Below are 11,148 nucleotides of genomic sequence, written 5' to 3' on the forward strand. Positions count from 1 at the left end.
TCCGCACGCATCCTGCGCTGTGCGAGATCTCCTTCTCTGCGAGCGTCCGGGCGACTGCTCCTAGGCTGGATGCATGATCGGGGAGTTCTTCGAGGGCATCCGCACCCTCCTGCGGGGATTCGGCACCTGGCGCAGGCGCCCCGGCCTCATGGCGCTCGGGCTGGTGCCCGCCGTGATCGCTGCCGTGCTGCTGATCGCCGTGCTGGTGCCCCTCGCCCTGTCGCTCGGGCTGATCTCCGATGCGTTGACGCCGTTCGCGGATCGCTGGCTCGAACCGTGGCGCTCGCTGTTCCGCGGCGCCGTGAGCCTGGTCGTCCTCGTCGCAGCGCTCGCCCTCGCCAGCGCCGTGTTCAGTGCTCTCGCTCTCGCGATCGGCGATCCGTTCTACCAGCGCATCTGGCACGCCGTCGAGACCGACCTCGGTGAAGCCCCGGCCTCGGAGGGCGGCGGGTTCTGGACCGCGCTGGGCGAAGGCATCCGGCTCGTGCTGCTCGGTGTGCTCGTCGCGATCGCGGTGCTGCTGATCGGGTTCATCCCCCTGGTGGGCGGCGTGCTGGGCGCCGTGCTCGGTGTCACGCTGACCGGCCGCCTCCTCGCCCGCGAGCTCACGGGGCGAGCCTTCGACGCGCGCGACCTCTCACAGGCTGACCGCGCGCTGCTCTTCCGGGGCAGCCGCGCGCGGGTACTGGGCTTCGGGGTGGCGACGCAGCTGTGCTTCCTGATTCCCGGCGGCGCGGTCGCGGTCATGCCCGCAGCCGTCGCGGGATCGACCATGCTCGCCCGCACGATGCTGCAGCGCACGCCCCTCACGCCGGCCTCACCTCCCCTCACGCAGGCACCGCCGCAGAGTCAGACACCACCGGGATCCGACTGATGCCCGAGGGCGACACCGTCTTCCGCACCGCTCGCCGGCTCGAAGAGGCGCTGGTCGGCGCCGAGGTCACGCGCTTCGATCTGCGCGTGCCGCGTTTCGCGACCGTCGATCTGACCGGACAGCCGGTGATCGCCTCGATCCCCCGCGGCAAGCATCTGCTGCTGCGCATCGGCGACAGCACACTGCATTCCCATCTGCGCATGGACGGCGCCTGGCTCACCTACGGGCGCGGCGAGAAGTGGCGGCATCCGGCCTTCAAGGTGCGCGCGATCGTCGGCACCGCGCAGCGCGATGCGGTCGGCATCGACCTGGCCGAGATCGAGGTCGTGCCGACGCGCGACGAGCAGGAGCTGGTCGGCCACCTCGGTCCCGACCCGCTCGGCCCCGACTGGGATGCTGCGGAGGCCGCACGTCGTCTCGGCGCCGACACCCGGGCGATCCACGTCGCGCTGCTCGATCAGCGCAACGTCGCGGGTTTCGGCAACGAGTACGCGGCCGAACTGCTGTTCCTGCGCGGCGTCCTCCCGACGACACCGGCCCCCGAGGTCGACATCGTCGCACTGCTCGACCTCGGCGTGCGCACGATCCGCGCCAATCGCGACCGCCGCCATCGCACCTTCACCGGCGTCGACAGACCGGGTCAGGGCACCTGGGTCTACGGCCGCGCGGGACGACCGTGCCGACGCTGCCATACACCGATCCGTCGCGGTGAACTGGGCGCGGATCCGACCCGCGAACGCATCACCTTCTGGTGCCCCGTGTGCCAGTCCTGAACCGATTGCATGCTCGGGAATGAATCGAGCAGTCCCGTGGTTGTTGATATATCCGAACAGGTTCGGAGAAGGTTCGGAGCACGGGGAGGAATCGTGGGTAAGAACTACATCGACATCGAGAACGACCAGGGCGCCACGTTGCGGTACCGCAAGCACGCCAACGGTCGCGGTCTCGTCGCGCACGGCGCGAAGGTGCACCCCAAGGCGCACGTCGAAGCGGGTGCATACGTCGAGCCCGGAGCGCGCGTCGGAGCCGGCGCGACAGTCGCCAGGGGCGCCTGGATCGAACCGGATGCCGTGATCGGCGAAGGCGCGCACATCGACGCGCACGCGCACATCGGCCAGGGCGCAGCGGTGGGCGACAACGCTCACGTCGGCGTGCGCACCGAGGTCGGAGCCGGCGCTCGCATCGTGCGTGGCGCACGCATCGGCGACGACGAGACGGTCGCCGCGGGACTCACCGTGGCCACCGACCCCCGCGGACTCTGGCTGGCCGCCTGAGACCGGTCGCCTGAGAAAGACAGACCCGGCGGGCGGATTCCCGCCGGGTACTCTGGGCTGATGGCGAAACAACAGCGGCGACCGGCGCGCCCGGCCGGACAGGTGCGCAGGAACAAGGCCGCGCCCGCCCAGCGGTTCCCGCCGCCCAAGCCGCCCAAGAAGACCGCCTCGGTGGCCTTCGACGCTCCCGCTCCTGAGGCCGAGGAGCCCCGCACGTTCCGTCTCGGCGCGGTTCCGGGAGCGACCCCGGGCAAGTGGATCGATGCCTGGAAGCAGCGGATGCCGCACGTGCCGCTCGAGCTCGTGCCGATCGAGGCCGCGACCCCGCACGACGCCCTCGCGCATCTCGACGCCGCCCTGGTGCGGCTGCCTCTGACCGATGCACACGGTCATGCGTCATCTGCCGAGACCGCGCACGTCATCCCCCTGTACGACGAGGTGCCGGTGGTCGTCGCCTCGATCGAGTCCCACCTGCTGGCGGCCGACGAGCTCACCCTCGCCGATCTCGCCGGCGAGGTCGTGATGGCTCCCTCCGACGACGCGCTCGCGGGCTTCGTGGTTCCTGACTCTGTGGCCCCGTCGTTCGCGCCGCTGGCGACCGCCGACGCGATCGCGACCGCCGCGACGGGAATCGGCGTGGTCGTGGTCCCGATGTCGCTCGCCCGCCTGCACCACCGCAAGGATGCGGAGCACCGGGTGCTCGTCGACGGCCCGACCTCGACCGTGGCCCTCGCGTGGGCGCGGGACCGCACGACGCCCGACGTCGAGACCTTCGTGGGCATCGTCCGCGGACGCACGGCCAACTCGTCGCGCTGACCCTCGTTAGACTCGCGTGGTGGTCTCGCTTCTCTATGTCTGCGTGCGCCCCGAGCTCGGGGCGGCGGATGCCGAGCACGCCTCGTTCCGCCGAGCGCTCGGCGTCGACGTCGTCGACCGTCTCGACCTGCTGACCGAGCGCCTCGACCCCGAGCGCCTCGCGCGCTACCGCGGCGTGGTCGTGGGCGGTTCGCCGTTCAATGTCACGGATCCCGCGAAGACCCCGGTGCAGCGTCGCGTCGAGGCCGATCTCGAGAGCATCGCGCGCAGCGCCGTCGCCGGCGAGATCGCGGCGTTCTTCACGTGCTTCAGCATCGGTGTCGTGACGCGGATGCTCGGCGGCGAGGTCACCTCCGCCACCCCGGAGTCCGCCAGCGCCACCGTGATCGAGACCACGGCAGCGGCGGCCGACGACCCGATCTTCGGGCCGAGCGCTCCGGCCCTCACGGTCTTCACTGCTCACAAAGAGAGCGCGGCCGCACTGCCCGACGGCGCGGTGCTGCTCGCCACGAACGCGACCTGCCCGGTGCAGGCCTACCGGGTGGGCACGCATCTGTACACGGCGCAGTTCCACCCCGAGCCCACCCCGCGAGACTTCGCCGACCGCATGACGTTCTATCGCACGACCGGGTACTTCGATCCCGAGGAGTTCGACATCGTGCAGCGACAGGTGCTCGCCGCATCCGTCACCGAGGGTGCCGCTCTGCTGCGGCGCTTCGCGCAGACGTTCGCGCCCGCGCTTCAGCTCTGAGCGTCGCGCAGCAGCTGCACCCGCTCGCGAAGATATGCCTCCAACGGCATCCACCCGCCCGCCGTGCTCCACCGCACCGACGGCAGCCCGTCGATGACGGCGAGCGGCCCCGACGATCCGCCGGCATCGACCGCGTCGACGTCGATCACGCTCCAGCCGATGTGCGCGACCTCGCCCTCGCCGAATCCTCCTCGCAGCGCGAGTGCCCGCCGAGCCGCCCGCTCACGAGCCGACTCCGCCGTGTATCCGCGCCGCCCCGGGTCGGCGGCGCGAAGCACCTCGGCGGTGGCGAGAACGCGGTCTTCGGTCAGCAGCAGCACTCCGAGATGCCATGCCTCGCCGATGCGGACGATCCGGTGCCCGCGCCAGCGCGACTGCCGTTCCTCGCCGAGCCCCTCCCGCGGCGCTCCGTCGAGCTGTCCGACCGCGTTCGCGAGCAGCGCGGATGCCGTCGTCACCGCTCCCCCTGACGTGCATCGTTCACAGGTCTCAGAGTAGCCAGAGTCGGTGCGCGATTCGCCCCTCGGGCGCCAGTCACGGCAGAATCGATGCACACCCTCGAGGAGCCCCCATGTCTCAGCCCGACACCGCCCGCCTGCTCATCGCCTGCGACGACCAGCCCGGCATCGTCTCCGCCGTCGCCGGTGTGCTCGCGCAGCACGGCGCGAACATCATCTCGCTCGACCAGCACTCGACCGACTCCGAGGGCGGTCGGTTCTTCCAGCGCACCGTGATCCACCTTCCGGGGCTCTCCGCCGCGCGCCCCGCGCTCGAGGCCGACATCGCCGCGGTCGCCGAGCGATTCGGCATGGAGTGGTCGCTGCACGACACGGCCCGTCGCAAGCGCGTCGCGATCTTCGTCTCGAAGTACGACCACTGCATGATGGAGCTGCTGTGGCGCACACAGCGCGGCCAGCTCGACATCGACGTGACCATGGTGGTCTCCAACCACCCGGATCTCGCGGAGTCGGTGCGCTCCTTCGGCGTGCCGTTCGTGCACATCCCCTCGGGCGACAAGCAGACGATGGAGCAGCGCCAGCTCGAACTGCTTCAGGGCAACGTCGACCTCGTGGTGCTCGCCCGGTACATGCAGATCCTCACGGACGACTTCATCACCGGACTCGGCGCCCCCATCATCAACATCCACCACTCGTTCCTGCCGGCGTTCATCGGCGCCAACCCGTATGCACGCGCGAAGGACCGCGGCGTGAAGCTGATCGGCGCGACCGCGCATTACGCGACGGCCGACCTCGACGAGGGGCCGATCATCGAGCAGGACGTCACGCGAGTCACGCACTCGGAATCGGCCGCAGAGCTGCAGCGCCGCGGCGCCGACGTCGAGCGGCTCGTGCTCGCGCGCGCCGTGCAGTGGCATGCCGAAGACCGCGTGATCGTGCACGGCCGCTCGACCGTCATCCTCTAGCGAGCGAGCGAGCCCGGCACACCGGCGAGCAGCTCGGCGAACGCCTCCGCCGCGGTGGGGTACGCCGCGAGCGGCGCCCCCTGCCCCATCCACAGCGACTGCAGCTCGCCGAGGTTCTGCCTCCCCGCCGCCGCACGGAACTGCCCGGTGAGCCAGTTCTGCATCGGGAAGGGTGCGATCGTGCCGCTCGCCTCGATCGCCCGCACGGCGCGGTTGCGGGCGCCCCGCGCCAGTCGACCGCTCATCGCACGGGTCAGCACCGTGCCGTCGGCGGCCGTCTCGCGGATCGCCCGACGATGCGCGTCGGTGGCCGCGGATTCGACGGTCGCGAGAAACGCGGTGCCGACCTGCACGCCCGAGGCCCCGAGCGCGAAGGCGGCGGCGACACCGCGACGGTCCGAGATGCCGCCGGCCGCGATCACCGGCACGTCGACGGCGTCGACCACCTGCGGCACGAGCGAGAACGTCCCCACGAGCGATTCCTCGGCGGGCCGCAGGAACGACACCCGGTGCCCTCCGGCCTCGAAGCCGGTGGCGACGACGGCATCGACACCGGCGTCGGCGAGCGCGGTCGCCTCGGCGACGGTGGTCGCCGTGCCGATCACGCGGATGCCGCGGCGATGCGCCTCGTCGACGACGCCGCTCTCGGGCACGCCGAACACGACGCTGAGCACGGGCGGCGCAGCGTCCCAGATCGCGTCGAGCTGCTCGTCGAGCGGCGGCATGTAGTGCGCGGGCCGAGCCGGCACCTCGACGACGACCGCGTCGTAGAACGGCTGCAGCGCCTGTGCGAACACGGTGTGCTGTGCATTCGGCTCCACCTCGTCGCCCGTCGGCATCCAGATGTTCACGGCGAACGGACGGTCGGTCGCCCGCCTCAGCTCCGTTACGGTCGAGCGGATGCGGTCACCGTCATAGCCGTAGAGGCCGTACCCGCCGAGGCCGCCCGCATCGCTCACGGCGGCGGTGAGCGGTACCGATGAGAGGCCGCCGAACGGGCCGAGGACGATCGGATGATCGATGCCGAGGAGCGCGCGCAGTGCAGTCATACTCCGAGGCTACGCCTGTGCCACGGTGCTACCGTGGCTGTGAGGGAGGCGCGCATGAGTGAATGGTTCGGGCAGATGCTCGGCTTCGTCGCGTCTGCGCTCGGCCTGATCACCGTGCCCGACGCCGCCGCCCTCGGCGTCGCGATCGCACTGATCGCCCTCGCCACCCTCACGATCGCCGTGGCTCTGAGCCTCGTTCCCGCGACCGGAGGAACGACCCCGCATCCGCTGCGGGCGATCGATGTCTCGACTCTGCTCGCACAGAGCGATCCGGATGCCGCAGGGCACCCGCGTCCTCGTGCGCCGGGAGTCGCCGTCGCCGCGTAGTCCGTCTGTACGGGACCGCGCGGCTTCGCCGACCCTTCCCGACACACGAACGGACTTTCATGGACATCTTCGCCTTCCCACCCCTCGCCGCCCTGCTGGATGCGGCCTACGGAGCCCTCGCCGGGCTCTCCTCGATACTCGAACCTCTCGCCGGAGCATCCGCCGCCGCTCTCGCCGTCGTGCTCGTCACGCTGCTGGTGCGTGCCCTGCTGATCCCGGTGGGCATCTCTCAGGCCAGAGCCGAGCAGACCAGGGCGCGACTCGCGCCGAAGCTGCGCGAGATCCAGCGCCGCCACAAGAAGAACCCCGAGCGGCTGCAGAAGGAGATGCTCGAGCTCTACCGCAGCGAGAACACCTCGCCCTTCGCTGGCATGCTGCCCGTGCTCGCGCAGGCTCCCGTGGTCGGCCTGCTCTACACGCTTTTCCTGCATCCGATGATCGCCGGGCATCCGAACGAGCTGCTCTCGCACGACCTCTTCGGTGCGCCGCTCGGCACGAGTCTGGTGTCTGCGGTGTTCGGGGGCACGGCCTCGCCCGCGACGCTGCTGGTGTTCGGGGTGCTGGCGATCATCATGCTCGTGGTCGCTGAGATCAGTCGTCGGGTGTTCCGTCCGGCGCCGGTGCCCGACGCCGCCGACTCCCCGATGTCTTCGCCTGCCATGCTGCGCATCGCGGGGGCGCTGCACTATCTGACGGTCGTCTTCGCCGCGTTCGTGCCGCTCGCGGCCGCGCTGTACCTGACTGTCACGGTCGTGTGGACCCTGGTGCAGCGGGTGATCCTGCGCCGCCGCTACCCGCTGCCCGAGATCGCACCGCAGAAGACGTCGGGCTCGAGCTCAGGCTCGACCCGGGTCTCGGGAGCGAAAAGGCGGGCAGCAGGCGCGGGGCGGTGAGCGTGCGCCTCAGAGGTGCTTGCCGCCGGTCACGGCGATCACCGATCCGGAGGTGTACGAGGATTCGGCCGAGGCCAGATACACATACGCTCCCGCGAGCTCGGCCGGCTGTCCTGCGCGGCCGAGCGGGGTGTCCTGCCCGAAAGTCTTGACGCGGTCCTCGCTCCACCCCGTCGCGGGGATCAGCGGCGTCCAGATCGGCCCCGGCGCCACGGCGTTGACGCGGATGCCGCGCTCACCGGCCTCATCGGCGAGCGCCTTCACGAAGGCGACCTGCGCGGCCTTGGTCATCGCGTAGTCGATGAGTCCCGGCGACGGCTGGTACGCCTGCACGGATGCCGTGACGATGATGCTCGCGCCCGCTCCGAGACGCGGGTACGCGGCGCGCGCCGTGTAGAGGAGGCCGAACAGGTTGGTCTCGAACACTCGGCGCAGCCGATCGGTCTCGAGGTTCTCGAATCCTTCGATGTCGTGCTGATACGCGGCGTTGAGCACGACGATGTCGAGTCCGCCGAGCGCCTCGGCGGTCTGCGTGACGATGTCGGTGGCGAAGCCCTCGTCGCGCACGTCTCCGGCGATGCTGAGCGCGGTGCGACCTTCGGCGCGGATGAGGTCGAGCGTGTCATCGGCATCCGCCTGCTCCTCGGGCAAGTGCACGATCGCGACGTCAGCGCCCTCACGGGCGAAGGCGATCGCAACCGCTCGTCCGATGCCGGAGTCGCCGCCGGTGATGAGCGCCCGGCGTCCTCGGAGTCGTCCGCTGCCGGTGTAGCTCTTCTCGCCGTGGTCGGGTTCGGGTCGCATCTCGTCGGTGAGCCCCGGCTGGCTCTGCTCCTGTCCGGGGAACTCCTGGTCGCGGTGCTGCGTGCGGGGGTCGGGAGTGGTGTCGGTCATGCACCGAGACTCGCCGACCCGGCGCGGTCAGGGCAGGGGGTTGACAGGTCAGAGCTGAGGGCTGGAGTCCGCCGGCGCGGTGTCGGCCGCTGCGGCCGCGGCGCCGTGCGTCTCGCTCGGCTCGGGCACGACGTGGAGTCCGCTCGGGGCGTTCGCGGTGAACGCGAGCGCTTCGATCCAGGCCCGGTTGATCGAGGGCTGCCGGCTGCCGAAGTACTTGAAGACCAGGGCGCTGCCGGGCTGGATCCACACCGTCGTGCGGCCCCCGCCCACGCTCGTGTCTTCGCGCCAGCTGAACGGGAAGGGCTCTGCGCGGCGCAGCTTCGCGGTGATCACGAGCTGAAGGTGGGTGAGAGTGCGGTCCTCGATCTCGGTCTTGACGTTGCCCTCGTAGATGAACTTTCCCATGCCGGCCTCCCTCTGCCTCATGCCGATCATATTCGAGAGATACACCGGAATGTCGCTTCGAATGCACCGGACTGCTCATCGGAAGTCAACCCCCTGACAGCGACGCCCTGAAGGCCCTAGCGTCGTTGTTGACTGCGAGGAGGCCTGACCATGGCACGACACATCGACGACCGTCCCGAAGAGGGTTACACGCCCACGACCACCCACGCCGAGTTCGGCGCGGGCAACCCCCGGCTGCGCATCACGCGCGACGGCGAACGCAGCGAGTTCGCGCTCGAGGCAGAGGTCGTGCGCATCGGGTCTGCTCCCGACATCGAGCTGCGCCTCGACGGTGCGGATCCCGTGCACGCGACGATCACCCACGACGAGCGCGACGAGTACGTGCTCGAGCTGCACGGCGAGGGCGAGATGAACACCAACCCCGACGCCGATGCGACGCACCCCGGCAAGCGCGTGCAGACGCTGCGCACCGGAGCCCGCTTCACGGTCGACGCCTGGGAGCTGGTGTTCGCCCGCGACGAGTTCGCCGACCACGGCCGCCCCTACGGCGGTCGCCTCGGCGGCGAGTACTCCGACCAGCCGCTGCAGCCGACGCGGCCCGACTACTCCGACGAGGCGGAAGCCACGACCGACACCCCCACTCCGACGACCGATGATGCCGCACCATCGGAGTATGACGCGACGGCCGAGGCCGCGACCGTCGACCCCGCGACCGACGAGTCCGCCCGGTGACGGGCGACGGGACTTCTGAGATCGCTTCCGAGGAGACCACCGAAGCAGAGGTGAACGCCCCCTCTGCCGTCCTCGCGCGGCTCGGCGAGGTCGCGCGCGAGCGGGGCCTGCGCGTGTGCGTCGTCGAATCGCTCACCTCCGGGCAGTTCGCGAGCACGGTCGGCGCGGTCGAGGGAGCAGCCGACTGGTTCACCGGCGGCGTCATCGCGTATCGCACCGACATCAAGGAGCGGGTTCTCGGCGTCACGCCGGGCACCGATCCGGTGTCGGCGGTATGCGCCGAGCAGCTCGCAGACGGTGCGCGCCGCCTGTTCGACGCCGACCTGTGCGTCTCGACGACGGGCGTCGGCGGACCGGATGCCGAGGGCGGCCACGACCCCGGAACCGTGTACCTCGGCTGGGCGTCGAACGACGGGATCGGGCATCGGATGCTGGCGTTGACCGGTGATCCGCAAGAGGTGCTCGACGAGACCGTCGCGATCGCCTCTCGGCTGCTCGCGTTCCACGCCGAGAGCCTGCACCCGGTGGGTCCGCGTCGCGGAGACGCTCAGAAGATCTGAGACCGGGAAGATCTGAGACCGGGAAGATCTGAGACCGGGAAGATCTGAGACCGGGTGTTCAGCGCCCGGGCACGAGACCGATCCGCAGCGGCGCGCCCGCGGCGGATGCCCGGGTCAGCGCGTCGTCGATGTCGGCCAGCGGACGCACCTCTCCCACCGCATCCGCGAACGGATAGGCGCGACCTCGTCCGCCGAGAAAGGCGACCGCCTCGGCGAGCTCGGCCCCTGTGTAGTTGTGCACGCCGCTCACAGTGACGAGCCGGCGCACGATGCTCTCGGCGTCGACGGGCACGGGGTCTGCGGCGAAGACGCTGCCGACGAGCACGACGGTTCCACCGGTCGCGACCCCCTCGAGAGCGTCGGCGACCGCATGCCCCGAAGCCTCGATCACGACCTCGGGCTCCCGGTCGAGCGGCGCGCCTCCGAAACGGGCCGCGAGCGCGCGGCGCGCGGGGTTCGGATCGAGCACCTCGACGGATGCCCCGTGCTCGACGGCGATCGCCGCAGCCGTGAGCCCGACGAGACCGGCCCCGTGCACGCGCACCGCGGCGCCGTCGAGGTCGTGGTCGCGAGCGGCTCGCGCCACCGCCGCCCAGGCCGTCGCCGTGGCGCACGAGGCAGGAGCGAGCACAGCCGCGGGGAGCGATTCGGGCACCCGCACGATCGCGGTCCCGGCGCGCACCTGCACATGGCTGCCGAATGCGCCGGAGAGATCGCCGTTGACACCCACCCGGTCGTGGCCGTACTTGCCGAGCGTGCGGCACTTCTGCGTCAGGCCTCGCACACACCTGTCGCACGTGCCGCACGAGATCGTCACCGACCACACGACGCGATCGCCGATGCGCAGAGGGCTGCCGTCGACAGCCGTCGCTCCGCAGTCGCCCATCGCGATCACCCGGCCCACGCTCTCGTGACCGAGCACGAGCGGCACCGGCGCCGACCGTCGCCCCTGCACGGTGTGCACGTCGGAACCGCAGATCGTCGACATCTCCACCGCCACGAGCACGTCGCCGTCACCGAGAGCCACCCCGGGCACGGCGATCATCTCGTGCGGATGCCCCTCGCCGATCCAGACCATGGCCGTCGCGGCAGGGCGCAGCGCGACATCGCGGCGATGGCCGGGCGGACGCACGAGAAGGGTTCCCAT

Annotated in this window: 15 protein-coding genes; 10 read left to right on the plus strand and 5 right to left on the minus strand. The window is 70.8% G+C overall.

What is annotated here, in order from left to right; translation table 11 throughout:
- Positions 1-73 precede the first annotated feature (73 nt).
- The 5 genes from AC3WS6_RS16370 to AC3WS6_RS16390 all read left to right on the plus strand — a co-directional run bounded on the left by AC3WS6_RS16370 (position 74) and on the right by AC3WS6_RS16390 (position 3,715).
- On the plus strand, positions 74-874 hold the full coding sequence (locus AC3WS6_RS16370; protein WP_492502058.1) for an EI24 domain-containing protein: 801 nt from the start codon (positions 74-76) through the stop codon (positions 872-874).
- On the plus strand, positions 874-1,647 hold the full coding sequence (locus AC3WS6_RS16375; protein ID WP_492502059.1) for a DNA-formamidopyrimidine glycosylase family protein: 774 nt from the start codon (positions 874-876) through the stop codon (positions 1,645-1,647). Before AC3WS6_RS16370 ends, AC3WS6_RS16375 begins: the two co-directional genes overlap by 1 nt.
- Positions 1,648-1,740: 93 nt before the next feature.
- Complete coding sequence (locus tag AC3WS6_RS16380; protein ID WP_492502060.1) at positions 1,741-2,148, plus strand: DapH/DapD/GlmU-related protein; 408 nt, start codon at positions 1,741-1,743, stop codon at positions 2,146-2,148.
- Positions 2,149-2,208: 60 nt separating this feature from the next.
- On the plus strand, positions 2,209-2,964 hold the full coding sequence (locus AC3WS6_RS16385; protein WP_492502061.1) for a LysR substrate-binding domain-containing protein: 756 nt from the start codon (positions 2,209-2,211) through the stop codon (positions 2,962-2,964).
- A gap of 19 nt (positions 2,965-2,983) precedes the next feature.
- Positions 2,984-3,715 carry a glutamine amidotransferase-related protein gene (locus AC3WS6_RS16390; protein ID WP_492502063.1) on the plus strand — a complete coding sequence of 244 codons (732 nt, stop codon included), beginning with the start codon at positions 2,984-2,986 and terminating at the stop codon, positions 3,713-3,715.
- On the opposite strand, the gene AC3WS6_RS16395 is transcribed toward AC3WS6_RS16390, so the two are convergent.
- Positions 3,706-4,173: a glutaminase gene (locus AC3WS6_RS16395; protein ID WP_492502064.1), complete on the minus strand. Its 468-nt coding sequence runs from the start codon at positions 4,171-4,173 to the stop codon at positions 3,706-3,708. The genes AC3WS6_RS16390 and AC3WS6_RS16395 overlap by 10 nt on opposite strands.
- A 113-nt stretch (positions 4,174-4,286) precedes the next feature.
- Here AC3WS6_RS16395 and purU point away from each other — a divergent pair, with 113 nt between their 5' ends.
- Positions 4,287-5,138 carry a formyltetrahydrofolate deformylase gene (purU, locus tag AC3WS6_RS16400; RefSeq protein WP_492502065.1) on the plus strand — a complete coding sequence of 284 codons (852 nt, stop codon included), beginning with the start codon at positions 4,287-4,289 and terminating at the stop codon, positions 5,136-5,138.
- Here purU and AC3WS6_RS16405 read toward each other — a convergent pair.
- Complete coding sequence (locus tag AC3WS6_RS16405; RefSeq protein ID WP_492502066.1) at positions 5,135-6,187, minus strand: NAD(P)H-dependent flavin oxidoreductase; 1,053 nt, start codon at positions 6,185-6,187, stop codon at positions 5,135-5,137. The genes purU and AC3WS6_RS16405 overlap by 4 nt on opposite strands.
- 54 nt (positions 6,188-6,241) lie before the next feature.
- Between AC3WS6_RS16405 and AC3WS6_RS16410 the strand changes: the two genes are divergently transcribed.
- Together AC3WS6_RS16410 and AC3WS6_RS16415 are read left to right on the plus strand one after the other, a co-directional pair.
- A complete protein-coding gene (locus tag AC3WS6_RS16410) occupies positions 6,242-6,514 on the plus strand; it encodes a DUF6412 domain-containing protein (RefSeq protein WP_492502067.1) in 273 nt (90 codons plus the stop codon).
- Between the two features lie 59 nt (positions 6,515-6,573).
- Positions 6,574-7,407: a YidC/Oxa1 family membrane protein insertase gene (locus AC3WS6_RS16415; RefSeq protein ID WP_492502068.1), complete on the plus strand. Its 834-nt coding sequence runs from the start codon at positions 6,574-6,576 to the stop codon at positions 7,405-7,407.
- 9 nt (positions 7,408-7,416) lie between these two features.
- Here AC3WS6_RS16415 and AC3WS6_RS16420 read toward each other — a convergent pair whose 3' ends face one another.
- The gene (locus AC3WS6_RS16420) at positions 7,417-8,301 is read right to left on the minus strand and encodes an SDR family oxidoreductase (RefSeq protein WP_492502070.1); all 885 of its coding nucleotides are present in this window, start codon (positions 8,299-8,301) and stop codon (positions 7,417-7,419) included.
- 48 nt (positions 8,302-8,349) lie between these two features.
- Positions 8,350-8,709 (minus strand): DUF7882 family protein, encoded by a 360-nt coding sequence (locus AC3WS6_RS16425; RefSeq protein ID WP_492502071.1) that lies wholly within the window; start codon positions 8,707-8,709, stop codon positions 8,350-8,352.
- Between the two features lie 150 nt (positions 8,710-8,859).
- Here AC3WS6_RS16425 and AC3WS6_RS16430 point away from each other — a divergent pair, with 150 nt between their 5' ends.
- The gene (locus AC3WS6_RS16430; protein ID WP_492502072.1) at positions 8,860-9,441 is read left to right on the plus strand and encodes an FHA domain-containing protein; all 582 of its coding nucleotides are present in this window, start codon (positions 8,860-8,862) and stop codon (positions 9,439-9,441) included.
- Between the two features lie 50 nt (positions 9,442-9,491).
- Positions 9,492-10,001 (plus strand): CinA family protein, encoded by a 510-nt coding sequence (locus AC3WS6_RS16435; protein WP_492502073.1) that lies wholly within the window; start codon positions 9,492-9,494, stop codon positions 9,999-10,001.
- 58 nt (positions 10,002-10,059) lie between these two features.
- Here the strand turns inward: AC3WS6_RS16435 and AC3WS6_RS16440 are convergent, their stop codons facing one another.
- Complete coding sequence (locus tag AC3WS6_RS16440) at positions 10,060-11,148, minus strand: alcohol dehydrogenase catalytic domain-containing protein (protein ID WP_492502074.1); 1,089 nt, start codon at positions 11,146-11,148, stop codon at positions 10,060-10,062.

The organism is Microbacterium sp. EB106-03-03-XG65 (genome assembly GCF_058791955.1).

Coding starts and splice junctions, on each gene's coding strand:
- AC3WS6_RS16370 (WP_492502058.1), top strand. CDS start 74: ATGATCGGGGAGTTCTTCGAGGGCATCCGCACCCTCCTGCGGGGATTC.
- AC3WS6_RS16375 (WP_492502059.1), top strand. CDS start 874: ATGCCCGAGGGCGACACCGTCTTCCGCACCGCTCGCCGGCTCGAAGAG.
- AC3WS6_RS16385 (WP_492502061.1), top strand. CDS start 2,209: ATGGCGAAACAACAGCGGCGACCGGCGCGCCCGGCCGGACAGGTGCGC.
- purU (WP_492502065.1), top strand. CDS start 4,287: ATGTCTCAGCCCGACACCGCCCGCCTGCTCATCGCCTGCGACGACCAG.
- AC3WS6_RS16405 (WP_492502066.1), bottom strand. CDS start 6,187: ATGACTGCACTGCGCGCGCTCCTCGGCATCGATCATCCGATCGTCCTC.
- AC3WS6_RS16410 (WP_492502067.1), top strand. CDS start 6,242: ATGAGTGAATGGTTCGGGCAGATGCTCGGCTTCGTCGCGTCTGCGCTC.
- AC3WS6_RS16415 (WP_492502068.1), top strand. CDS start 6,574: ATGGACATCTTCGCCTTCCCACCCCTCGCCGCCCTGCTGGATGCGGCC.
- AC3WS6_RS16420 (WP_492502070.1), bottom strand. CDS start 8,301: ATGACCGACACCACTCCCGACCCCCGCACGCAGCACCGCGACCAGGAG.
- AC3WS6_RS16425 (WP_492502071.1), bottom strand. CDS start 8,709: ATGGGAAAGTTCATCTACGAGGGCAACGTCAAGACCGAGATCGAGGAC.
- AC3WS6_RS16430 (WP_492502072.1), top strand. CDS start 8,860: ATGGCACGACACATCGACGACCGTCCCGAAGAGGGTTACACGCCCACG.
- AC3WS6_RS16440 (WP_492502074.1), bottom strand. CDS start 11,148: ATGGGAACCCTTCTCGTGCGTCCGCCCGGCCATCGCCGCGATGTCGCG.